22 protein-coding genes and 1 pseudogene are annotated in these 22,833 nt (G+C 67.8%); 14 read left to right on the top strand and 9 right to left on the bottom strand.

Annotated features, from left to right (window positions below; translation table 11 throughout):
* The first annotated feature begins 8 nt into the window (after positions 1-8).
* Complete coding sequence (locus AB0P06_RS14110; protein ID WP_363607519.1) at positions 9-422, top strand: hypothetical protein; 414 nt, start codon at positions 9-11, stop codon at positions 420-422.
* Positions 423-481: 59 nt separating this feature from the next.
* On the opposite strand, the gene AB0P06_RS14105 is transcribed toward AB0P06_RS14110, so the two are convergent.
* Together AB0P06_RS14105 and AB0P06_RS14100 are read right to left on the bottom strand one after the other, a co-directional pair.
* Complete coding sequence (locus AB0P06_RS14105) at positions 482-1,240, bottom strand: DUF5710 domain-containing protein (RefSeq protein ID WP_363607518.1); 759 nt, start codon at positions 1,238-1,240, stop codon at positions 482-484.
* A gap of 416 nt (positions 1,241-1,656) precedes the next feature.
* Positions 1,657-3,210 carry a hypothetical protein gene (locus AB0P06_RS14100; RefSeq protein ID WP_363607517.1) on the bottom strand — a complete coding sequence of 518 codons (1,554 nt, stop codon included), beginning with the start codon at positions 3,208-3,210 and terminating at the stop codon, positions 1,657-1,659.
* Positions 3,211-3,324: 114 nt separating this feature from the next.
* On the opposite strand from AB0P06_RS14100, the gene AB0P06_RS14095 reads away from it, so the two are divergent.
* Positions 3,325-3,549, top strand: coding sequence for a hypothetical protein (locus AB0P06_RS14095; protein ID WP_363607516.1), 225 nt, complete (start codon positions 3,325-3,327; stop codon positions 3,547-3,549).
* A 21-nt stretch (positions 3,550-3,570) separates the two neighbouring features.
* On the opposite strand, the gene AB0P06_RS14090 is transcribed toward AB0P06_RS14095, so the two are convergent.
* Positions 3,571-4,962 (bottom strand): sporulation protein, encoded by a 1,392-nt coding sequence (locus AB0P06_RS14090; RefSeq protein ID WP_363607515.1) that lies wholly within the window; start codon positions 4,960-4,962, stop codon positions 3,571-3,573.
* Positions 4,963-5,234: 272 nt separating this feature from the next.
* Here AB0P06_RS14090 and AB0P06_RS14085 point away from each other — a divergent pair, with 272 nt between their 5' ends.
* The 4 genes from AB0P06_RS14085 to AB0P06_RS14070 all read left to right on the top strand — a co-directional run bounded on the left by AB0P06_RS14085 (position 5,235) and on the right by AB0P06_RS14070 (position 10,550).
* Positions 5,235-6,992: an asparagine synthase-related protein gene (locus AB0P06_RS14085; RefSeq protein ID WP_363607514.1), complete on the top strand. Its 1,758-nt coding sequence runs from the start codon at positions 5,235-5,237 to the stop codon at positions 6,990-6,992.
* 28 nt (positions 6,993-7,020) lie between these two features.
* On the top strand, positions 7,021-7,461 hold the full coding sequence (locus AB0P06_RS14080; protein ID WP_363607513.1) for an NUDIX hydrolase: 441 nt from the start codon (positions 7,021-7,023) through the stop codon (positions 7,459-7,461).
* Positions 7,462-7,531: 70 nt separating this feature from the next.
* The gene (locus AB0P06_RS14075) at positions 7,532-8,845 is read left to right on the top strand and encodes a UDP-glucose/GDP-mannose dehydrogenase family protein (protein WP_363607512.1); all 1,314 of its coding nucleotides are present in this window, start codon (positions 7,532-7,534) and stop codon (positions 8,843-8,845) included.
* 244 nt (positions 8,846-9,089) lie between these two features.
* Positions 9,090-10,550, top strand: coding sequence for a hypothetical protein (locus AB0P06_RS14070; protein WP_363607511.1), 1,461 nt, complete (start codon positions 9,090-9,092; stop codon positions 10,548-10,550).
* Positions 10,551-10,681: 131 nt separating this feature from the next.
* On the opposite strand, the gene AB0P06_RS14065 is transcribed toward AB0P06_RS14070, so the two are convergent.
* Positions 10,682-11,515 carry a hypothetical protein gene (locus AB0P06_RS14065; RefSeq protein WP_363607510.1) on the bottom strand — a complete coding sequence of 278 codons (834 nt, stop codon included), beginning with the start codon at positions 11,513-11,515 and terminating at the stop codon, positions 10,682-10,684.
* A 423-nt stretch (positions 11,516-11,938) separates the two neighbouring features.
* Here AB0P06_RS14065 and AB0P06_RS14060 point away from each other — a divergent pair, with 423 nt between their 5' ends.
* The 3 genes from AB0P06_RS14060 to AB0P06_RS14050 all read left to right on the top strand — a co-directional run bounded on the left by AB0P06_RS14060 (position 11,939) and on the right by AB0P06_RS14050 (position 14,237).
* Positions 11,939-12,505 carry a hypothetical protein gene (locus AB0P06_RS14060; RefSeq protein WP_363607509.1) on the top strand — a complete coding sequence of 189 codons (567 nt, stop codon included), beginning with the start codon at positions 11,939-11,941 and terminating at the stop codon, positions 12,503-12,505.
* 411 nt (positions 12,506-12,916) lie between these two features.
* Entirely contained in the window at positions 12,917-13,153 is a 237-nt protein-coding gene (locus AB0P06_RS14055) for a DUF397 domain-containing protein (protein WP_360351328.1), read from the top strand.
* A 58-nt stretch (positions 13,154-13,211) separates the two neighbouring features.
* On the top strand, positions 13,212-14,237 hold the full coding sequence (locus AB0P06_RS14050; protein WP_363607594.1) for a Scr1 family TA system antitoxin-like transcriptional regulator: 1,026 nt from the start codon (positions 13,212-13,214) through the stop codon (positions 14,235-14,237).
* A gap of 65 nt (positions 14,238-14,302) precedes the next feature.
* Here AB0P06_RS14050 and AB0P06_RS14045 read toward each other — a convergent pair whose 3' ends face one another.
* The 3 genes from AB0P06_RS14045 to AB0P06_RS14035 form a co-directional block, all read right to left on the bottom strand.
* Positions 14,303-15,109: an SAM-dependent methyltransferase gene (locus AB0P06_RS14045; protein ID WP_363607508.1), complete on the bottom strand. Its 807-nt coding sequence runs from the start codon at positions 15,107-15,109 to the stop codon at positions 14,303-14,305.
* A 187-nt stretch (positions 15,110-15,296) separates the two neighbouring features.
* Positions 15,297-15,755: a hypothetical protein gene (locus tag AB0P06_RS14040; protein ID WP_363607507.1), complete on the bottom strand. Its 459-nt coding sequence runs from the start codon at positions 15,753-15,755 to the stop codon at positions 15,297-15,299.
* A 157-nt stretch (positions 15,756-15,912) separates the two neighbouring features.
* Complete coding sequence (locus tag AB0P06_RS14035; RefSeq protein WP_363607506.1) at positions 15,913-16,059, bottom strand: hypothetical protein; 147 nt, start codon at positions 16,057-16,059, stop codon at positions 15,913-15,915.
* A 797-nt stretch (positions 16,060-16,856) separates the two neighbouring features.
* On the opposite strand from AB0P06_RS14035, the gene AB0P06_RS14030 reads away from it, so the two are divergent.
* From AB0P06_RS14030 to AB0P06_RS14015, 4 genes and pseudogenes are all read left to right on the top strand, one after another.
* Positions 16,857-17,306, top strand: coding sequence for a hypothetical protein (locus tag AB0P06_RS14030; RefSeq protein WP_363607505.1), 450 nt, complete (start codon positions 16,857-16,859; stop codon positions 17,304-17,306).
* A gap of 70 nt (positions 17,307-17,376) precedes the next feature.
* Positions 17,377-17,658, top strand: a complete 282-nt coding sequence (locus AB0P06_RS14025) for a hypothetical protein (RefSeq protein ID WP_363607504.1) — start codon at positions 17,377-17,379, stop codon at positions 17,656-17,658.
* 105 nt (positions 17,659-17,763) lie between these two features.
* Positions 17,764-19,098 carry a hypothetical protein gene (locus tag AB0P06_RS14020; RefSeq protein WP_363607503.1) on the top strand — a complete coding sequence of 445 codons (1,335 nt, stop codon included), beginning with the start codon at positions 17,764-17,766 and terminating at the stop codon, positions 19,096-19,098.
* 325 nt (positions 19,099-19,423) lie between these two features.
* Positions 19,424-20,146, top strand: a pseudogene (locus AB0P06_RS14015) (MBL fold metallo-hydrolase); the annotation flags it as partial.
* An 18-nt stretch (positions 20,147-20,164) separates the two neighbouring features.
* On the opposite strand, the gene AB0P06_RS14010 reads toward AB0P06_RS14015, so the two are convergent.
* The gene (locus AB0P06_RS14010; protein ID WP_363607593.1) at positions 20,165-20,401 is read right to left on the bottom strand and encodes a hypothetical protein; all 237 of its coding nucleotides are present in this window, start codon (positions 20,399-20,401) and stop codon (positions 20,165-20,167) included.
* Between the two features lie 211 nt (positions 20,402-20,612).
* Between AB0P06_RS14010 and holA the strand changes: the two genes are divergently transcribed.
* Positions 20,613-21,608, top strand: a complete 996-nt coding sequence (gene holA / locus AB0P06_RS14005) for a DNA polymerase III subunit delta (protein WP_363607502.1) — start codon at positions 20,613-20,615, stop codon at positions 21,606-21,608.
* Positions 21,609-21,731: 123 nt separating this feature from the next.
* On the opposite strand, the gene AB0P06_RS14000 is transcribed toward holA, so the two are convergent.
* Positions 21,732-22,577, bottom strand: coding sequence for a hypothetical protein (locus AB0P06_RS14000; protein WP_363607501.1), 846 nt, complete (start codon positions 22,575-22,577; stop codon positions 21,732-21,734).
* Positions 22,578-22,833 lie beyond the last annotated feature (256 nt).

Here is a 22,833-nt window from a genome sequence, read left to right as displayed (position 1 = left end):
CTCCACCGATGAGCCAGGACAAGGAACGCGACAGCATCCGGGCCGCGATGGACCGGCTGCTGGCTGGCACCCCGCTGAGGTCGGACGGCGCCCTGACGGTCGTTGCGCTGGCCGTCGAGGCGGACGTGAAGCGGCACGTCCTCACCCACCGGCACACCGACCTCAAGGACGAGTTCTACGCCAAGGTCAAAGCCACGGGGAACGTCCCCGAGAACGAACGCAAACTGCGAGAGGAGCTGAAGCAGACCAAGGAACGGCTGGCCGAGGCCATCAAGGAGAACAAGCGCCTTCAGACCGAGGTCGACATGTTCGCCCGCGTGGTCAACGTCCTCGAAGTCGAGAACGACCACCTCCGCAACGGGCAAGGCCGCAAGCGGGCAGCGGTCGTGCCGTTGCCGACCACACCGGAACCCAGCCGCTAGCGTCCTCGTCCGCCGCCCGTTCGCCTCACCGAAGGTGGATGGGCGGCGACCGGCACTACCTACTGGCTGCGACGGGCTCCGATCCGGCTGCTGGAGCCGAGTTGGCGGGGCACGCCGCCAGCCTCCGCCCGCAGGGCCTCCCGGGCGACGTCCGCTCGCACGCCGGCGTCCGGCGGCGGCGTCAGCGTGATCCCGGCATCGGTGAGGATGCTCAGATCGAGCGTCCACGTGATCCGCGAACGCGTCTTCCAGGCCTCGAACGCCTTGGCGATGTGCTGATCGGCCTGGCCGGGCGTCATGCCGGTGACCTTGATCAGGTGAGCTCGGGCCTGCGGCGCGAGCCCCCTGACCTGAGCGAAGCCAAAATGCGTCACAGTGTGACAATCAGTGCACAGGCAGATCAGCCGTTTGAGAGTCTGGACCCGGCGAGCATTGTCGTAGGTCCACCGCTCGTGGGCTTCCAGCCAGCGCTTCGCTTCGCGGTCCTGGCCGGCGCCGCAGGCCTCGCAGCGATCCTGGGCCCTTGAATAGATCATCCGGCGAAGCCGGTCCCAGTCCTTCTGGACGATGCACGAACGAACGTTGGTGAACCAGCAGCTGCTGGGCACGAGGTCGATGAACAGGCCGCTGCCGAGCGAGCGGTCCTCGCCCGGCAGGAGCTCAGGAATGTCCTCGCCGGCGGCCCAGCGCTCCAGGGTGGCCACGCCCGGCCGAGGGGCGTACCAGCGGCGGGCTGCTGGATCCCACCGGGCTCCGGCAGCCTTGGCCTCGTCCTTCTCGGCGAACGGAACATCCAGCCAGATACGTTCAACTGCCATCGCCGTACTCCTCATTGTCGTCGCTGCTAGGAGGCGCGACCACCCTAGACGCAATGACTGACAAGCTGTCAGATAATGGAGCAATCATTCGATTTCAGGGTGCTGGTCATCGGCGGTGCCGTCCATGGTGAGCCGGCTGTCGGCGGCCGTCGCGGTCATGCGGCGATCCCCAGTTCGGTGGCGGTGCGGTGCAGGAAGTTGCGGGCGGCGGCTTTCTGGCGTCAGGGGCTGAGGGCGGTGTTGAACTCGCGGGCATGCTCCCGGGATCGGAAGGACTGGACGTGCGCGAGGATGTTGATGGACTAATGGCCGAGTTGCATGCCATGGTCCAGGTTCTCGACCTGGAGCTTGAACCAGAGGGGCCCGGCTCGGGCCGCGCGCGTCGCCGGCCACCCGGCCCCGGGTCGCCCTCGCCTTCACCAGAAACCTGCTGCTGATCGGTCGAGAAGATTGTTCAATCGCTTGCTTAGGGTGAAAAATCGGTGAAGGCCCCAATCCCGGTGAAGCTCCTCGATTTCGCGGTCATAGAGATGGGACAGTGCGACTGCGGCCTCATCGGAACTGATGCGGGACGCCGCCATTGCGAACAGCTTGGCATCGACTTGGGATTTGGGGTCGAGGTCCTTGATGAACCTCACGAATAGATCGCCGCGGCTAACGCGGGACGGATTGTGGCCGATATTTCGCGCAACGATAACGAGCGCATCGTCTGGCAAGGTGTCAACAATTTCCCGGGCGACCCCCTTTGCGAACTGGGCCGCGGAGGCCCCGATATCAAATAGGAGAAATGGCAGCAGTCGCTTGTCCCCGAGGGATCTTGTCAGTTTGATAAAGTCAGCCGCGATGGTCGGACTTGCTGACAGGATCCAAGTGGAGGCCATCTCCTGGGTCACTTTGAAAAGTCGCGACTTCATCCAAAGGGACCGGTATAGGAGTAAAACGTCATCCTGGCTTCGCAGTGACCCAATGCTCGAAGCGATTGGCAAGGTGTAGCTGATCCCAAGGGGGGCATGGTCATGGACCGCTTCGATGAGTTCGAGCAGGAAATCGGCAGATCTGAATCGGACGGCATCGCTTAGCACCATTCCACTGAGGGAAGACTGCCGGGTTTGTCGAAGCCAGGAGGCCAGGGCGAGAAGGTCCTCTATCGAGTACCATCCGGATGCGAGCACAAGCTTTTGTGCGACGTCATGCATTCTGGACTCTTGGCGGGCGCGAGTGACCTCCTCTTTCAGCTCTTCAAGGTCTAGGACCTCGACCGTGCCGTCGAGAAGGTTTGCTTGCCTTTCGGCAAGCGCAAGTTCAGCTGCCTCCAGTTCGATCTCAAGCTGCCTGCAGCGACCCTCTGATGTCTGCCTAAGGTCGCGTACGGATTCTAGCTCTTCTCGGAGGCGGCGAATTTCGTCTCGCAGCTGTCCGCACTCATCGTTGAGGCGATCTCGTTCACCCCGAAGTTGGATCTCAGTGGATCGTGCTGCCAGTCGGTCGACAACCCAGTCCGACTCTAGTGCTGCGAATTTCTGCTCTGCTTCCTCGGCTTCGTTTTCGCGCTTTTCGAGTAGAACGACGAGTGCTTCCTGGTGGCGAAGCAGTCGCTTGATCTCTCTGTGGGAGAGATCAATTTTATCTCGTAGTTGTTCCATTTCGAAGGCTTCGGGGTCGACAACACTCAACGCTGCAAGTCGCAGTTTCTTGAGGTGAGAAACCACCGCTTCCTGCATTGTTGAATCCCGGTGGCGATCTACTTCTCTGATTAGTCGGTCGAGGAAGTCTTGCGTTGCCACACGCCGACCATTGAGATAGCGAGAGACGACAGTCTCATCCACGAGGATCCGTGCCGCGTACTGTCGCTGGGGTATCCCCAGCTCCTTGAACAGCATGGACAAGTGCTTTGCGAACTCTGCAACTTCCGCGAGCCGACTGATCTCGACCTCGCTTCGGCGAGCCGGTGACCTGGGCAGATCTTTCACGGGCTTCCTCCATTGGCTGGACTACCGTTTGCATCGAACTGGCAAGGCTTGCCGCTACCGCAAGGCTTCCCCACGTTGTCTCCTGGGCTCAACGTTCAAGAGTTGAGGAGAACCGTGGAGTCAGTCGCCCTTCTTATGAAGAACGCGCGTGGCGGGACGCGCATGTTCATCGTCATCGTCTCGCTGGTCCCACTCCTCCTCTTTCTGCTGGCGTGTGTCCCAGCAGTGGTTTTTGTTGCCTTTCGGCGCGGCGGCCTGGAGCGCTGTGCCGAATTGGCCGCTAGCTTCGAGGGGTGGACGGTCGCGGTTCTGAAGGGAAGTGGTGGCAGTAATCGATGACAGGCTGACCGGAGTCCCAGATCAGGCGGCGACACCGAGCTCGGTACGGATGCGGTGGACGAAGTCGCGCACGGCCAGCTCCCGGCGCCAGGGGCCGAGGGCGGCGTTGAACTCGCGGACGTAGTCGAGGGCCCGGCTGGACTGGACGCGCGCGAGGATGTCGACGGCTTGGTTGCCGAGCGCGAGGCCCTGGTCGAGGTCGTCGGCCTGGAGGTGGGCGGTTCCGACGATCGCCAGGCGCATCCCGACCGAGCGGGTGAACACCCCGGGCTGCATGGCGGCGGCCTGAGCGTTCCAAGCCAGGGCCTCCTTCGGCTTCTTCAGGTCGCGGAAGACCTCGGCGGCATCCGCCGAGAGGCGGGCGTGGTGATAGAAGTCGATCCACGCCGGCTCGTCGGCGCGGTCGCGGGCCCGGTCGAGCAGCATCTCGGAGGAAGCTAGCGCGGAGGCCGCCGCCTTCGCGTTGTCGTCGCGGGCATGGGCGCGGGCCTCGATGAGCTTGGTGAAGGCCAGCACCCTGGGGGCGGCCTGGCCGTTCGCGCGGGTGAAGGCGCCCTGGGTCATGTCGATGGCCTCGTTGGGGAAGCCCCGCAGCAGGGCCTGCATGGCCATGGTGGTGAGCACATAGCAGCCGAGCTGGACGTCGCCGCCGGCCCGGGCGAGACGGAGGGCCTGGATGAAGTGGCGCTGGGCGACGTCGTGCTGGCCGACGTCGAAGGCGGTCCAGCCGGCCAGGCGGGACAGCTCGGCCGTCACCGAGAACAGCTCGCGCCCCACCTCGTCGGAGAACGTGCCGGACAGTAGCGGGGCGGCCCGGTGCTGGAGGCAGTCGGTGACGGAGTTGGCCTTCCAGTTGCCGCCGCCGTACTTCGAGTCCCAGCGGCGGGCCTCGTCGGCGGCGTCGCGGAGCTCGTCCAGGTCGCCCCGGCCGACACGGGCGCCGCCGCGGTGGTCGGCGCGGTCGTCGGCCGGGCTCACCAGCCACCGGGTCACCGGGGTCGTGAACGAGGCAACGGCGAAGCTTGATCCGGTGAGGAAGTCGCGGCGGTTCACGGAACTCCAGAACGAAGTGGCGACGCGCACGGCGTCGGCGGGCTCTCGCGGGAAATCCAACCCCACCGCGGCGTCCGGTGTCTCCGCATCCGCCATACCGATCTCCGCCAACTGCACGGGCCGGCCGAGCCGTTCGCCGATCGCCTGGGCCAGCAGCTTGGGCACCGGCCAGTCGGGGACCATGCCCCGGCGGCACCAGTTGGCGACCGAGGTATGCGTATATGTCGTGGTCAGCCCGGCCTCGCCAGCCAGCTGGTTCACGCGGTGCGCCAGCGATTTGTGGCTGGCGCCCTCGCACTTTTCGATCATCCGGGCCAGCGCGTCGTTCGGCGGTTTGGGCCGGCGGGTGGTCGACGCCACAGCGTCCCCCTCAATCCGTTCCCCGGCTGGGCACGGGGAAGTCGTACTCGACTGGGCACGAGAATTCGTACGCCCGGCACCTGACGCCGGATCACCGAGGGTATTGCCTCCACCGCTGGCAGTGAACCGCTTTCGCGAGTTGTGAGCCCCCCTGCGAGCCCTGCCCCGGCCCGGCCGGACGCGGTTGTCTGATGCCCCGGGCCTCCGCCGGGACGGACCACAGACCTTCCGGCGGAGGCCGCCACCGATTCACGCTCGGGGGTGACAACCAGATGTGCGGAATCGCAGGACTGGCCGGCGCCGACGCCGTCCGCCACCAGGCCACCGTCGCCGCGATGGGCCTCGCTCAGCACCACCGCGGCCCGGACGGCACCCGGCACCTGATCTCGGCCGACGGCCGGGCAGTGCTGTCCATGAACACCCTGCTGATCGTCGACACCGCCGCCGCCCCCGGCCCCTACCTGGACCCGGCCAGTGGCATCGTCCTCACCTTCAACGGCGAGATCTACAACTACCGGCAGGTCGCCGCGGTCTGGGGCATCCCGTTGGAGCCCGGAGAGACCGATGCCCACTTGGTCCTGCGGGCCTGGGCCAAGCTCGGCCCCGGCTGCCTCGCCGGCCTGGACGGCATGTTCGCCCTGGCCGCCTACGACCCGCGCGAGGGCCGGCTGTTCCTCGCCCGGGACCGGCTCGGCGAGAAGCCGCTCTACTGGCGTCTGGACGGCGGCCGGCTCGCGTTCGCCTCCGAGGTCACCACCCTGACCGGCTACGGCACCGCCCCGCTGGTTGTCCGCCCGGAGATGCTGTCCATCGAGACGCCGACCGGCGCCGACACCCCGTTCCAGGGCATCCAGCTCCTCCCGCCGGCCGGACTGCTGGCCTTCGACGTCGGCACCGGATCGCTCGTCCAGCAGATCTGGTGGCAGCTGGAGGGACTGGAGCCCTGGCAGGGCGACTACAAGACCGCGCTCGCCAGGCTCTCGACCCTGCTGGCCGACCGGATCCCGCTGCGGGCCCCGGGTTCGGACTTCGCGCTGCTGCTGTCGGGCGGGCTGGACTCCTCGGTGCTGGCCTACCTGATGCGGCCGCAGGTCTGCGTCACGGTCCGCTACCCCGGCCAGGACCGTCTGGACGAGTCCGCGACCGCGGCCGTCGTCGCCCGGGACATCGGCGCCGAACTGGTCATCATCGAGCCGACCGCCGCCGACTTCGCCCGCACGCTGCCGGAGATCATGCACGCGCTGGACTACCCGATGGGCAACGCGTCGACGTTCTCCGAGCACATGGCCTACCGGGCCATCGCCGAACGCGGCATCCGCGTCGTCGTCGGTGGGCTGGGGCCGGACGAGTTCCTGATGGGCTACGTTCGCCACGCACTCGTCCTCTTCGGGCCGGAGGCGGTGCTGGGCGCCGGGCTGGATGCCTACCGGCCGCTGGCCTCCAAGCTGTCGGACGGGCCGCTGGAGCCGGCCGAGGCGATCGTCCGGCTGATCCTGCGCGGGCAGGACCCGGACGGACGGCTGCGGGAGGTGGTCGCCGACGCCCTGGCCCGGGCCGACGGTGACCTGGCTCGCGGGCTCACGCTGGCGGACCTGACCACGGCCTGGCGCCCGCTGGTGATGACCAGCGACAAACTGGCCTCGGCCTTCGCGCTGGAGCGGCGCTCGCCGTTCCTGGCCCGGGATCTGGTCGAGTTCTGCTACCGGCTCCCGGCCGAGCACAAGATCGCCGACCCGGCGGCCGGGAAGCGGATCCTTCGGGACGCTGCGAAGGCCCTCGGCCTGCCCCCGGAGGTCTGGGGCAGCCGGGACAAGCTCGGGTTCGCCTCCCCGGTCCCGAGCTGGCTGTCCGGCCCGCTGGAGCCCTGGGCGACAGCCCAGATCAGCTCGGCACTCGACCAGGCGCCCGTCTCGCTGCGGCCGCTGCTGGCCGGCGGTCTGAAGCCGGGCGGCAGGTTTGACCGCACCCGGATGCAGGCGCTGATGGCTGCGGCCTGGTTCTCCGACCACATGCTGGCCGCTGCGGCATGACGGGGCGTCGGCTCACTACGGTGAGCGCATGGACACCCTTCCCCAGAACCCGGCCGCCGCCGAGCCGCGCGGAGCGGTCGCGATCATCACCAACCGCCGCGGCGAGCTCCTCCTGCACCTGCGCGACGACCTCGACGGCGTGGCCTGGCCCGGGCACTGGAGCCTCCTGGGAGGCGGTTGCGACCCCGGTGAGAGCCCGGCCGAGGCGATCGTCCGCGAGCTTGACGAGGAAGCCGGCCTGGCCGTCGACGGCGGCCTCACCGAGCTCTTCGAGACCCCGGACGAACACGGCTCGGGGCAGGCCATCACCTTCTTCGCCGGCTCCTGGGACGGCGACGAGAGCGCGTTGCCGCTGGCCGAGGGCGTCAAGCTCCAGTTCTTCGCCCCCGAGCACCTGCCCGTCCTGACCATCCCGCCGTTCATCCGCGACGGCATCCACCGCTACCTGGCCGCCCGGCCCGGCGCTTGACGCCCCCGTTCTCAAGGGGGGCGGGGTGCCCGGCCGGGCCGCCGCCCGCCCCTCTTGGAAGGACACGTTCGTGAAGCTCACCGTGATCGGCTGCGGCTACCTCGGCGCAACCCACGCCGCCGCGATGGCCGAGCTCGGCCACCAGGTCCTCGGCATGGACACCGACACCGACAAGGTCGACGCCCTGAACAAGGGCCAGGCCCCGTTCGTCGAACGCGGCCTGGACGACCTGCTCGCCAAGCACACCGCCACCGGGCAGCTCAGTTTCACCGCCTCCTACGCGGAGGCCGCCGCCTTCGCCGACGTCCACTTCCTGGGCGTCGGCACCCCGCAGCAGGACGGCACCGGCGCCTACGACCTCACCCACCTGCACACCGCCGTCCGCCGCCTGGCTCCCCGGCTCGGCGACGGCGCGCTGATCGTCGGCAAGTCGACCGTCCCGGTCGGCACCGTCGCCCAGCTGCGGCAGACCCTCGACGAGCACGTCCGCACCGGGGCGGGCGTCCACCTGGCCTGGTCGCCGGAGTTCCTGCGCGAGTCCTTCGCCGTCCTGGACACCCTGGAACCGGACCGGATCGTCCTGGGCATCGAGGACGGCGACACACACAGCGAGGCCGTCTTCCGGAAGGCCTACGCCAGCATCCTGGCCGCGGGCTCCCCGCTGATCGTCACCGACATCCCGACCGCCGAGCTGATCAAGGGCGCCGCGAACGCCTTCCTCGCCACCAAGATCTCCTTCATCAACGCGATGGCCGAGCTCTGCGAGAAGACCGGCGCCGATGTCGAGCAGATCGCCCTCGCTCTGGGCTACGACCACCGCATCGGCGCCAAGGGCATGCGGCCCGGACTCGGATTCGGCGGCGGCTGCCTGCCCAAGGACCTGGCCGGCTTCACCCACCGCGCCGAGGAACTCGGCGCCGACACCGGCTTGCTCCGCCAGGTCGCGGCGATCAACCGGCGCCGGCGCGAGCACACCGTCGACCTCGCCCGCGAAGCCTTCGGCGGCACCCTGACCGGCAAGCGGATCGCCGTCTGGGGCGCCGCGTTCAAGGCCCACACCGACGACATCCGCGACTCCCCGGCCCTGGCCGTCGCCGACGCCCTCCAACGGGCCGGCGCCGACGTCACCGTCCACGACCCTGCCGCCATGGAGAACGCCCGCCGGGCGTATCCCCAGCTCGACTACGCCGACGACCCCACCCAGGCCGTCACCGGCGCCGGGCTGCTGCTGCACCTGACCGACTGGCCCCAGTACTCTGACACCGACCCGGCCGACCTCGCCAGCCACATCGCCGTCCCAAGGGCCATCGATGCCCGTGGCACCCTCAACGCGAACCGCTGGCGCGCGGCTGGCTGGACCTTCCGAGCCCTCGGTCGCCCCTGAGCCAGGATCCGGGCCTGGGGGCGGGAAGGCCGGCCCCAGGCCCAGGGCGACCGCACCCGGGACCGCTTGATGAGGCAGGTGATTCGGGGTGTCGCGAGCGCGTCAACTGAGCTGCGGGCTAAGGAAATAGCATGCTCGCCGGGACTCTGGGTGGATACCCTCGGAGGGCCTCGCCGGGGGGCGCACACCTGTTGCCGCCGCTGATGACCCCGGGAGAGTCACCTCGACCCTCGAAGGAGATTCCGTGAGTTCTGACGCCCCGCAGAACCTGCCCGCATCCACCGAGCGGAAGGATCTGGTGGGCGCCGCTCGCGCTGATCTGGTGGCGTTCGAAGAGTTCATGCTCTCGGTACTTGAGGAGTGGGGGCTGCCGACCGACAGCATCATCGTCAGTGCCGGGGACCGCCACGTCCTGCTCAAGAACACCCCGGACATCCTCGGCGAGCTCAACGCCGATCAGCTGGCGCGGTCCCCCTACATCTCCAAGATGATCCTCGCTGGAGCCGCGGGCCTGTTCGACGCAGCCCTGAGCTACCTCTGGGACGAGACGATCACCCAGTTGCGGGACCGGGTCGCGGATTTCGACGTGGCCTACTTCTTCGACCTCGCCGAGGCCGACCCGGCCCGCCGGGCGTCCCTGCAGACCCGCGACGACCTCTCGAAGATCAACGATGCCGCGCTGCTGGACGCCGCCAAGAAGATCCAGCTCATCAGCGACGTTGCTCACCAGCAGCTGACCCACATCAACTACATGCGCAACCACGCGAGCGCCGCGCATCCGAACGTGGAGAAGCTGACGGGCCTGAAGCTCGCCGACTGGCTGCAGACCTGCATCCGGGAAGTCATGCAGCTCAAGACCCGGCCCGTCGTTGCGGAGATCGGGAGGCTCCTCCACAACGTCAAGGCCGCGGCACTCGCCGACGCCGAGCTGAAGAACGCGGCCACCTTCTTTGACGGGCTCCCTCAGGAGCAGGCCAACAACCTGGCCAACGGCCTCTTCGGCATCTACACCCCGCCCACGGCTGACCCGCACGTCTTGGACAACGTCCGGCTGCTCTGGCCCGAGCTCTGGTCGTTCATCAGCGAGGACACCCGCCGCGAGCTCGGAGTGAAGCTCGCGCGGTTCCGGGCCAATGCGGACAAGGACAGGGCCGACCGGGCCAAGGAGCTCCTGGAGCTGGTCGACGGCGGCGCGGCCTACCTTCCCGAGTCCGACCGGCTCGTCGAGGTCCAGGAAACCCTCGACGACCTCATGCGCGCGCACCAGGGGACGAACAACTTCTACAACGAGCCACCGGTTGCGCGGCGTCTCCGTGACGTCGTCGGCCGCCACGGCGAGGTGCCCGAGCTCCTGACGGCCCCCTACGTCGCCACGCTCGTGAACGTCTTCCTGACGAACGGCTACGGCGTCGCCTGGAACGCCGAGCCGTACTACATCGAGCTCATCAAGCGGTTCGACGGCCCGCAGGCCGCCTACGCGCTCCGGTCCTTCGCCTTCCAGTCGATCATCCCGAAGCTGGATGCCACGCTTTCGCAGGCGAAGTGGGTCGAGCTGGTGGAGCTCGTGGCGCCCAAACTGACCGAGCGGGGAGACCGCGTGATGCTTGAGCTTGTCCGGGCCTTCACAGGCACCCCCGACAAGCTCCGCATGGACACGAAGATCGCCGCGCAGCTCAAGGTCTGGCGCGAGGCCAAGGGGCTCTGACTCTGTCGGTGGAGGCGGGCTGCCTCCGCAGCCCGCCTCCACCGACCATCCTCTGCAGCTCGCCGGCTGCCGGCGTACACCCGAACGCGCACCGGTCGGTACAGCGCAGAGCACACCGCCTTCACCAGGCATCACGCAGCGATCGGAGAAGCGCCCTGACCCTGGGCCATCGACAGCAACAGAGCGGCCGGAACTGTGGTGGCGTCGAAGGTCTCGGTCCAGCCCCCGGTGGGCATCTGCGCAGGCGTCAGGAAACCCTCCTTCTTCCGTCTGCCTTCCGGGCGAAGCGCGTTGATCACCGCCTGCTCGACCTCACGGGCCTCCCTGCCAGTGGCGAATGGCAGCTTGGAGATGACCTTCCAGCCGTCGTTCTCGAACCGGGCCACGCGGTCTTCCTGGGTGTACTGGCCGGTGATGCCGATCTTCGACGCCCCGTAGAGCGGGTGCTCAAGGACGTACAGCCAGGCGGGTGCCTCCGGGTCGAGGCCGTACTTCGCGCAGAACTCGCAGCACTCGCCTCGGGTGCGGACGTTGTTGAGGTTGGGGCTGACGAGCTGGCCGCATTCGCTGTGGAGGGAGAGCCACGGCGAGGCGACGTCCTTGAACGGCTCCACGGGCTTGAAGCCGGCCGACTCCATGTCAGTCAGGGCCTCAGTCGCGCGCAGGTCCGCCCCGGCCTCAGCCACAGCCTGGGACACGACGCCGCACCGCTTGCAGAACTGGCAGCCGTCATGACGGAGCCTGACGTTTCCGTACCGGGGCGCCACCAGGTGGCCGGCTGCGGTGCACTGGGAAAGCCAGGCGTTGTTGGCGCCGGGGAAATCGACCAGCGTCCGGAACCCGTGGTCGCGCATCAGGGCCACCGCCTTGACAGGATCGACGGGGGCGTTCGGCGCGCAGTACTTGCAGGCTCCCTGGCCACTCATCACGTTGTTCCGGTTCGGGTAGATGATGGCCTTGCACACGTTGCACTCGCACTCCCACGGCGCGCGGGCTTTGCCGGGGTAGAGAACTCGGGGTGTGCAGTTGCCGTACCGGATCATGTCGGCTCGGGCCTGCTCGGGTGATATCGACGGCACGGGTAGCCCTTCAGGAGGGGACAGGTCCCCGGCATGCTCCCAACCGCCGCTGACAGCTCACGTTCGGCCGAGAAACTGAACAGTCGCCACCGCATAGCTGTGCTGGTGATCAGTACGGTCGGTGGTCGGGTGGCCCCGGCGCCCTGGAGTACGGCGCACTGTGCACGTTCGCGTGTACCGGATGGTGCACTCACAGGTGAACGCCGACATCTGCGGCTCGCCGGCTGGTCGCGCCGGGCCATCTGATGTCCCGGCCGTTGAATCTCAGCGGGACAGAGCGGCGAGCCGACACCGCTCTGCCCCGCCTGAGTGCACGACAATCCTGCCGTGGTTCATCCCTTTACCGCCCAAAGGCCGGTCTTGGTTACCTCGACCTCCGTCAGCCGATCGGCAGTCCTCACCCCGTTCCTCACGGCCGACGAACTGGCCTTGGCGCGGACCTACTCGGCCCGCCTCGAACGCGAGCTCAGAACCCAGTTCAACAAGCGGCTGCGACGACTGAAGAACCTGTTCGCGGATCGCCCGCTCAAGGCAGCCCCGGCCAAGGAATGGCTGCTGGCGATGCCTCCCCAGCGGCTGAAGCTCTTCGCTGAGCTCACGACCTTCGAAGCTGCCTTGTTCAGACTGCCACCCACGTCGGACAACGATCTCGACTGGCAAGCCGGACTTGCCGCCGCCGACGCATATCCCGGCGTCGTCCCGCACACCCACGCAGGCCTTCACCGATACTTGCTGGAGCTCCGCGCCCTCGCGATCGAGCGGCAGAAGTCTGGCCACCACCCCAGCCCGACCACACCGGCCCAGAGGACTCAGACCCTCCCGGGCCGCAGGGCAGGCCGACGAACTGCCAGCCGTCCGGCGACAACCTGCGGCTGACACCACCCGACGACCCTCAGCCCGCCCATCCAGCGGGGCGGGCTCCCCAAGACCTCGCCCAGGGCACTCCATAGGAGGAGGCCACTCCGCACTGAAGTCGCTGGAACCACGGGTGATGCCTCATGCGCGAGGCGCAGGCGTGCTGCTGAGGTCGGTTCCACCAAATCCCGGGCCGAGGTGGGCGGCCTTGGTTCTGCTCATCATATCAATCCCTGATCATATGTACGTGAAGTTGAGGCCACATTCACTCTTTTGGTGGGTGGTGGTGTTCGATTTTTGCAGGGAATGATTCAACCCACCCTACCCGCGCAATTTCCCGTGGGATTGCGCAGGGCGCCCATCAGGGATTTCCCCCACTTGTATGACCGGTGGAGCGCCGGGAGATATTCGCACAATAGGAGGTGGCCAACCATGATCATCTACACCAATGGCATGCCAGCGGACCAGATCAACGCGGAGAGCCCGTGGACGAAGGCTCGCCGCAGCCAGGGCAACGGCAACTGCGTGGAGATGCGCAAGTTGGACGACGGGCGGGTGGCCGTCCGGAACAGCACCGACCCGACCGGACCCGCGCTCGTCTTCACCCCCGCCGAGATCGACGCCCATCTCGACGGAGCCAGGAACGGAGAATTTGATCACCTGATTTAATGATCAAATTCAAGAATGAACGCCCGTGCACTCGTCGGGCGTGACCGGGGGTGCCCCCATGTGGGAAACTTGCTCCGCTAAACATGCGAGCGTGTTTTCCCATGAGGGGGTCCCTATGGTCGACGGTGCGATAAACGACGATGGCAACGATGGCGTCGTAGTTCCGTTTCAGCGGCCTGGTCCGGGGGCGGACGCCGGGGGATCCTGGGCGATGCCCGCGCTACTGCTGGGGGCCCGGCTGAGGACGCTTCGTGGGGTTCGGAAGCAGAAAGAGGTGGCCGAGACCTCCGGGTTCTCGAAGTCGCAGTACAGCCGGATCGAGGCCGGCGAGATCCGCCTGGACAAGCCCGAGGGCATCGCCCTCATCCTGAAGAAGCTGGGGGTTCGGCCCGGCCCCGATTTCGAGCAGCTGATGCAGCTGGCTCGGGACGCTTCAGTCAAGGGCTGGGTTGCGCCGTACTACGCGGCCAACCGAGACGCCGTGCCGAGCGACCTCATGCGACTGATCGAGCTGGAGACGAGGGCCAGCGATCTGTTCTCCGTCGAGACCGGCGTCGTGCCCGGCCTGCTCCAGACCGACGGCTACAGGAGGGTCGTCACGGAGGCGACCGTCATGGCGAACCAGCGCGGGATGGTCAGCCATATCGTCAAAGTCCGCGGCGAGCGTCACGAACGCTTCTTCGAGCGACCGCCGCGCTCGGTGTTCTTCATCAAACAGAGCGCGCTCCTCCAGGAATTCGGGTCACCCGAAATCATGGTGGAGCAGATGGAACAGCTGCTCAAGTACGTTGAGACGCCGCAGATCGGCGTGCGCGTCATCCCCATGAAGCTGCCTCTCGCGTCTCAGGTCTCCTCTCTGACCCGCCTGGTGTTCAACGGGCACCAGTTCGCGGTGCCGGAGCTGATCTACAACGAGTGGGGTGGCCACGGCTTCTACTACCGTGGCCCGCTGCCGGGCGAGGATCCCGAACCGGGCTTCGTGAATCTCCGGGAGATCATCGACAGCACGATGCTGACCGCCCCCGGCCGCGAGGACAGCCGTGCGCTGATCATCGACGCCCTGGAGCACCACCGGGACGGCTGATCGGAGTCCTTGCCCAGTGGTGCTGGCCTGCTGGGGTGCCTTGCCCCGCCGCGCGCCGGCACCGCTCAATCGACCGTGGCGAGTCCGCCGTACTCAGTCCATTCGTTCGTGCGCTGCCGTGGGAACACCTCGGTGTCGGGGTTCCAATTGGTGACATCGAGCAGTCCGGTCTTGTCGACAGTCAGCCGGTCGACGGCGAAGAACTGGTGTACGTCAGCCTCCGTCCGGACCTCGCCCCAGTGCCCGTCCGTCTGCCTCTCCATCAGCCGCGTCACGGTCTCGCGGACGTGTTGGTGTGGGCTGACCAGCTGGCAGATCACCACAACACTGCCTCGGGCCAGGGACTGGACCGTGCGCTCGATCATCGCGCGCGGATCCTTCTCGTCGGGGATGCAGTGCAGCACTGAGACGAACAGCGCGGCCACCGGCTTGGAAAAGTCGATCAGCGTTGACGCGCCGGCGCGGATGGCCGCAGTGTCGACCATGTCCGCGTCGACGATGGCGACGTTCGGGTTCTCGTCCAAGAGGGCCCGCCCGTAGCTGAGGACCATCGGGTCGTTGTCGACGTAGACCACTTTGCAGTCGGGGTGAACGGCCTGGGCCACCTGGTGGACGTTGTTCTGGGTGGGAAGCCCGGAGCCGTGGTCGATGAACTGCCGGATCTCGTAACGCTGGGCGATGTGCCGTACCACTCTGACAAGGAAGGCCCGGTTGTTCAGGGCGAGTTCCCTGGTGCTGGGGGCGGTTTGCAGAAGTTCTTCGCAGGCGATGCGGTCGGCGTCGTAGTTGTTCCGTCCGCCCAGTAACCAGTCGTACATTCGAGCCGCACTTGGCGTGTTCACATCAATACGTGGCAAATAGGACTCGCTCATGCGTTCCCCCTGGTGATGGCCGAACCCGGCCTTCAGCATGCAAGTATGACGGCTCGTCATACTAGGCCGACGGGCCGCAGGGGTGGAACTACACGCGCGGGTGACTGTGGCGAGACATGGCGAATCGCGTGGCGAACAATCTCCGGCTCTGCGCCGGAGTGCCACGGGGCGCGCTGGGTTGTGTGGACTACCGGGTGCACCCTCCAGGGTCGGTGTTGTTTCGGTTGCGGAGGTCGGCGAGCATCCGGCGGGCAACCATCAGGTCTACGTGAAGCTCCGGCTCGTGGAGCCCCATCAGTTCGGCTGCGGCCTTGGCCGGCATGCCGAGCCGCTCGTGGAGCAGGGCGGCATCCGCGGCACGGTCGGGCAGCACTCGGTGCAGTTCGTCCGCAGGGGCGAGGGCGGCTTCGGACCGGGCCTGTGTGACGCTGTCGCGCAGCACCCGCCAGGTGAAGGAGCTCGGATCCCCACTCAGGGCGGAGCTCCAGCTCAGCTCTGCGTGCCGCAGTACCCGGGACACCACCAGGCGGCTGAGGGCGCGGTCGCCCAGGCGGGCGCGGGCGTACTGCTCGTAGGCGCGGTGGTGAAGTTGGACGAATGCTGCGAAGCCGATTCCGGCCGTCGCAGCCCTGTGCCTGCTGAACACCGCGGCTCCTTCGGCGTCAACTCAGGTCGTCAGAAAGAGTGATTGCGCACAGAGGCGCCATAGAGGGTGCCAGCTTCGAAGTCCTCGCGGGCTCCGAAGCGGCCACACGTCGGAAGAAGGAGCCCGGGCGCCGTGCGCCCGGGTGAGACGGCCCAGGTCAGCGAAGGTTCACCGAGGACCAGCTGACGGCCACGTCCTGGGCCAGCCGCAGCAGCGCCAGGACCAACACGACCCGCTCCCACTCGATCGGGCGGCGGTCGATCATCACCCACGCCAGCACGATCAGCAGGAACAACGCGCCCAAGCGCGAAGAGCCCGTGGACGCACGAAGGCCGTGCGATCCCACACTCGGCTCATCAGCCCTGCTAGCGTGGAAAACCATCGAGGGGAGAAACACTCGATCCCTAGCGGGTCGGTCATACATAGGTTGCTGCCTTCTCTGATCGGCCCAACGCCCCGGCCAGTGTTCGCTGCACCGGCCGGGGCAACCCACTGTGGGTTGCGGCTTCGATACACAACGCTAGCGCCCCGACGGGCGGCATATGCAGCCAAAGCCCCTGCGCAATCCCCCGGCTGGTGACCCATGGCAAATCGGTCGTCAACGGTCAGGCGGCGATCCAATACGACGGCCAAGCGGTCGAGTTCGACCACCAATCGCTCAGTAGTGCACGCCGCTACTGAGGTGGGGGCAGCCATCGTCCGGGGTGTGTTCGAGGACTCCACAGACGTGACAGTCGCGGCGGTGCGACCGGTTGCAGAGAGCATGGCGCGGAAGTGGTCGCCGACACCACCGGACTGGACATGGGCGTTAATGGCGTGATGGACCGCGCGCAGGGACTGAAGTGACTGACCTTCGCCCCCATCCCTCCTTTCGAGGCGAAGTCGGGGTGCTCCATTCGGTTCAACCCGGGCGCGGTTGCTCCTTCCGATGGGTCCCCTCGGGCACCATGCCGGGTCATGGCGATCACTAACGAAGAACGAGCAGCACGTGCTCGGCAGCGAGAGGCTGCCCGGCTGAAGACGTGCATGCACTGCTGGGCGGCACCAGGTGAACCCTGCAAGCCTGGGCCGGGCGGTCGGTCGAACACGCACCGCGAGCGGGTGGAGCTCGCCTCACGAGATCGCGCGCCACTGCCGACGCGAGAGGTGATTTCCCCCGATGGCGCTTGGATCTATCAACCGCTGAACGTCCACGATCCGGACTCACCCATCCTTGGAATCAGACAGGCCGTTTTCGGCGCCCTCTGTCGAGACAGCGACGAGATGGGAGCCCTCACGGTCATCGCGCTCAGCCAGTACGGGCCCGAGTGCCGCGCCCTGAATAACCCGATGGTCGTCTGGGCTGCCCAGATGTTCCTCCGCCTGTCAGAAGATGAGCGTGAGACCACGATCACTCGCCTCCTTGCGCGCGGCTACGTGAACGTCGCCGGCCCGCGGGCGGTACAGACCAACCGGGAAGTCGCGCGCGTATTCGACGTTGCCGAGATGGATCCAATCCTCATGTCCGAGTGGGCCGCCGCAAAGAGGGCCGCTCCAGTGCCAAGGATCTAGCAGTAGAGCCAACACTGGAGAGAGAGAGCCGCTGGTTGAGCCCTCCTGGCTCAACCCCGGTCAACTCGGCATGAGCAACACGATGTTCCGCCGGAACTATCCCGGCATCGCCCGGGAGATTGGGCTTCGCCGATCGGAACCGGCGAGACCCGCCCCCGGAGCCCGCAGCGAGCTCGACCGACTCACCGCCAGGGACGCCAGGCTCCGCCGACGGAATCAACAACTCAACGATCAGCTCAAGCTCGCCGCCGCGCAGATCCAGCTCCTCGCCCTCCGCGCCACCGCCTTGGAACAAGCCCTCGAGGCACAGATGAAGGTCACCCACCTCAGCGACCGACGCAGACCGGGATGACGAGCGTCTGCGAAAACCGTGAGACCACGGGCCCTGCCGAGGAGGAGCATGGAGCCCGAACGCCCATGGGCAGCGCAAGCAGCGGCTGGATGATCGGAGAAGCGCATGAGTGACAGGTGGCACCTGTTTCTGGGAGACCTGCAAATTCTTGAGGGGAAATGGGATGCGCCGGCCAGGCTCATGACCGTCTTCCAAGAGGAAGACAAGTACATGCACCGAAACTGGGCAACGATGGTCGACCGGGGAAACGCGGGCCTGGCTGACGATTTCGACTTTGACGACCCCGAGACATTCGAGAAATACCCCGATATCGACCCTGCAGCATACGGTCACGAATTCGAGGACGAGGCGGGGCATTTCGGTTATAGGACAACGGTCGATACGGCTATCACACGCCTCAGGCTCATGGGCTTCACTGCAGAGCGATGCCGCCGAGAAATGGCCGAGTGCTATCGGGAGCTGAGGGAATGGGACGGAGAGGACGACCTCTACGGGCATCCCGCACCGGGTGCTCAGCCGGCGCGGAACGTCACCGACGACGACGTCGCGGGGATCGGCCTCCAGGCATACCTGAAGCGCGGCCCCGCCTGGATGCTCAAGGAGAATGACCTGACCGAGTTGGAGCGGCTCTGCTTGGAGAAACTCGAGCTCTTCTTCGAAGACGACCGCGACCACCGCTTGTTCATTGCCGGACTGCTGGAGGGACAGGACCCGCAGGCGATCCTCCGGCTCGATCTCAGCGACCTGCTGTCAGGTGGTGCGTTCAAGAGCACCGACGAGGTTTCGATGCAGGCTCTGCAGGAGCTTCGGGAGGAGACGGCCAGCACGGGGCCCATCATCGTGATCACGGAAGGAAAGTTCGACTCCCGAATCCTTCCCCGGGCGCTGAAGCTGGTCAGACCGGATATCGCTGGCTACTTCAAGTTTCTGGACTTCGATGCCATGAAAGCGCAGGGCGGAACCGACAGGGTCGTTGCGACTCTGAAGAGCTTTGCCGCGGCCGGAGTGATGAACCGAGTGATCGGACTCGTCGACAATGACACCGCCGGCCGGGAGGCGATCAGGCAGCTTGCGGGCGTCGCGCTGCCGAAACACTACAACGCCTGCCTGCTGCCCGATCTCGATTACGCGCAGTCCTACCCAACCCTTGGGCCGTCCGGGACAGCAAGCGACAATATCAACGGCCGGGCATGCTCCCTTGAGTTCTACTTCGGCCTGAACAGCCTGAAAGGCCCGAACGGTTCTCCCATTCCGGTCCAGTGGAAAGCATTCAGGGAGTCAGTCCAGGACTACCAGGGCGAGCTCGCTAACAAGCAATACGTCCAGGCCAGGATCGACGCCCTCCTGACCGCGGCAGAGGCCGGCGATCCCCTCGACGAGTCATGGGAACCGATGCGGCTGATCGCCCAGACCTTGATTGACAAGGCCGAGGCGCGCTGAGCTGGTCGACGACCAGAGGGCGGCCAGGTCCGGCGGAGATCGCCAGCGAGTGATGCCGGGTCTGGTCCGCCAACAGCTCCCGTCGACCTCTACTGCGGCGGCGGCACGGAGGCCGACTCATAGGAGACGGGAGAGGGGGTGAGGGATCAATTGAAGCGTTACGGAGTGTCACTGATGAGAGCGTCAAGGGCAAGCAGTCTGCTCGGCTTTGAAGTGCCCCAGCAACACGCACAGACTTGACAGGGAAGACGTCGGCCAGGGCGACATGCTGGTGCTCCCCGTCGTCCCCGCCGATGTGTCCGGGGGCGGCCGGGAGCCCGACAGCGCAGTGGTGGTGGACGCCGGTCCGGACCCGCGCGCGGCCGACCGCTGCCTGCGCGACCTCGGCATCACCGCCGTTCCACTGCTGCTGGTGACGCACTTTCACGCCGATCACGTCGAGGGCGTACCGGGGGTGCTGCGCGGGCGCCGGGTCGGGGCGATCGAGGGCACCACCCTGGACGATCCGCCGGGTGAGGCGGCCCGGGTGTCAGGGTGGGCCGCCGCCGCCGGTGTCCCGCTGCTGCGCGCCGGGCGCGGCGAACGGCGGGCGGCCGGGGCGGGCCTCTCCTGGGAGGTGCTCTGGCCGGATGCCGAGGCGGCGGCCTCGGCATCCGGCGCCAACAACGCCAGCGTCGCGCTGCTGGTCACCCTGGCCGGCGGACTACGGCTGGCGTTGCTGGGCGACCTCGAACCACCGGCCCAGTCGGTGCTGCTCGGCCGCCTCGGCCGGACCCGGGTGGACGTTCTGAAGGTGGCCCATCACGGGTCCGCCCATCAGGACTGGGGGCTGGCCGCAGCCCTGGGCCCCCGGCTGGCGCTGATCTCCTGCGGCGAGGGCAACCCGTACGGGCACCCCTCGCCGCGGACGGTGGAGCGGCTTCGGGCCCTCGGCGCCGCCGTGCTGCGGACGGACCGGGCCGGGGACATCGCCCTGACCGGGGAGACCCCGGCCGGCCTCGGTGCGGTCGTCCATCCGTCCGGCGACCGGCCGGCGGGAGGGCACTGAAGCATGCGGCCCCGCTGTTCAGCCCTCCTCGCGCCAGCCCTCGTTCTCGGCCGCGACGGCGTCCAGGGCGCGCAGGTGCCGGGCCGTCCAGCCGTCCTCGGGAGGTTCCACGACCACCAGCCACTGCGCGTCCTCGGCGTCGTCCTCGCCGGCCAGGGCGTCCCGGACGATTTCCAGCTCGCCGAGGTCGGGGTGGTTGGCGCTCAGCTCCTCCGCCGCCTCGTCGGCGGCGTCGCGGTCGGGAAGGACGAGCAGCTGCCGGGCGCGCGGGTCGAAGGCGTCCGGCTGGTCGATGGTGAGGTCTTCGGTCACCGGTCCATTCTCCCCGGGCCGGGTGCGCGGCTCGCGTTCGGCCCTGCCTCCGGTGGCGGTGGCGTTCCTGTCGCGGTGGCGGTGGCGGTGGCGGTGGCGGTGGCGGTCGCGGCCGGGCGGGGAGTGTCCGTACCCCGTGGGATGCTGGTAGGCGATGGCCAGGAAGAGTGCACCCGACGATCTGCTCGCCCCGCTGACCCTCGCGGTCGGTCAGGAGGAGCTGCTGCTCGACCGTGCGGTCGCCCAGGTGGTGGCGGCGGCGAGGGCGGCGGACTCCGACACCGACGTGCGGGACATCCCGCCCGGGGGCCTCCAGCCCGGCAGCCTCGCCGAGCTGACCACGCCCTCGCTGTTCGCCGAGCGCAAGGTCATCGTGGTCAGGGCCGCTCAGGACCTCTCCGCCGACTCCGTGAAGGAGGTCAAGGCGTACATCGAGTCCCCGGCCGATGAAGTGATCATGGTGCTGGTGCATGCCGGCGGCGCCAAGGGCAAGGGGCTGCTGGACGCCGGGCGGAAGGCCGGGGGCCGGGAGGTCCAGTGCGCGAAGCTGGCCAAGGCGGGGGAGCGGCTGACCTTCGTCCGGGGCGAGTTCCGCACGCTCGGGCGGTCGGCGACACCGGAGGCGTGCCAGGCCCTGCTGGACGCGCTCGGCAGTGACCTGCGCGAGCTGGCCGCCGCCTGCAGCCAGCTCACCTCGGACGTCGAGGGCACCATCGACGAGACCGTGGTCGCCCGCTACTACAGCGGCCGGGCCGAGGCCACCGGCTTCGAGGTGGCCGACCTCGCGGTCACCGGCCGGGCCGCCGAGGCGCTGGAACGGCTGCGCTGGGCGCTGGCCGTGGGGCAGCCGCCGACCGGCATCACCTACGCCCTGGCGTCCGGGGTCCGCAGCATCGGGCGGCTGGCGACCACCGGGCGGAACATGCGACCGGCCGACCTGGCGCGCGAGCTGGGCATGCCGCCGTGGAAGGTCGAGCGCGTCCGCCAGCAGATGCGCGGCTGGACGGGCGACGGGGTGGCCATCGCCCTCACCGCGATCGCGCAGGCGGACGCCGCCGTCAAGGGCGGGTCCGACGACCCGGCGTACGCCCTGGAGCGGGCCGTGGTCGCGGTCGCCCGGGCCTCCCGCGCGGGCTCCCGCCCGTACTGAGCGGCTCCCGCCACAGCGGCCCGGCGGTTCACCCCCGGGCGGGCTCACCCCGGTACGGCTGACCCGCCCTGCCCGGCGGGCCCGCGCCACCCCGGAGCCACCGCCACCCCGGAGCCACCGCCGCTACGGTCCGCCGATCGCCTTGAGGACGTCCCGGCTGTCGGCGATCATGATCTGCCGGACGGTGTCGCGGTCCAGCGTGTAGTCCTTGCCGGTCTGGTAGTTGTCGGTCCAGTAGAGCGAGTACGTCATGCCGCCGTCCCGGACCTCCAGATAGCAGTTGATGTCGTGGAAGGTCTTGTCCGAGCTGGTCGGCTCGTCGCCGTAGGCGAAGTAGGCCTCCTGGCCGAGGTTCCGCACATCGGTGATCTCGTACTTCTGCTGCTCGAAGAAGATCCTGGTGGCGGCGAACTCGGGGGCGGCGTCGACGGCCTTGTGCAGTTCGGCGCGCATGTCGATGGTGGCGTAGTCCGGGCTGTCGCTCCCGCTGACCGTCCGCTTCATCAACGCGTAGCAGCGCATGATGTCCATGGAGTCGCTCCGGCTGCTGTGCTGCAGCGGATAGTTGTCCACCATGCGGTAGTTCTGGTTGAACTTGGTGAGCTTGCCCGCGTCACAGAGCTTGTCCACGGTGTGGTAGCCGCGGACGCTCTGCGGGAAGGAGCCGCTGGTCACCATCCGGGGTACGACGGCCACGGCGCCGGCCCAGCCGGCCGAGGCCAGCAGCGCGCCCACGAACGCCCAGACGGCGTTGCGGCGCAGGTTCCCGGCCCGTCGGCCCGGCCCACCGCTGCCCGGAGCCGGTGGCAGGCCGGGCGAGGCGGGCAGCCCGGGCGGCGGGCCGAAGCCCGGAACGGCCGTCGCCGGCGGGAACTGCTGCGGATGCTGTGGCGGGTGCTGCTGCGGAAAACCGGCGAACCCCGGCCCGCTCTGTCCCGGTAGCGGCGGTGGTGGCGGTGGTGTCGCCATAGGTGCCCCCCTGAGCCCTCTGCACAGGTGATCGTCGAACGTGATCCCCATTGCCTTGCCGTGACCGAACCCTAGCGGTACGGCCACAGCACGCGACAGGCGCCGCAGCCACCTCTGGGGAAGAGGTCCGCTGCGGCGCCTGCCGTACTGCTCTGTGCACCGCACCCGCGTGGCGAACGCAGGCCGCGTGCGGTGCGAATCCTTGTCGTACCTCAGGAGTTCGGGTAGAGGGCCGGTTCGTCCTGAGGCGTGTGGG

This window comes from Kitasatospora sp. NPDC088351, assembly GCF_040685575.1.
Classification (GTDB): domain Bacteria; phylum Actinomycetota; class Actinomycetes; order Streptomycetales; family Streptomycetaceae; genus Kitasatospora.
Note: the sequence above shows the minus strand (reverse complement) of the source record. Positions and strands in the feature narration are given on the sequence as shown.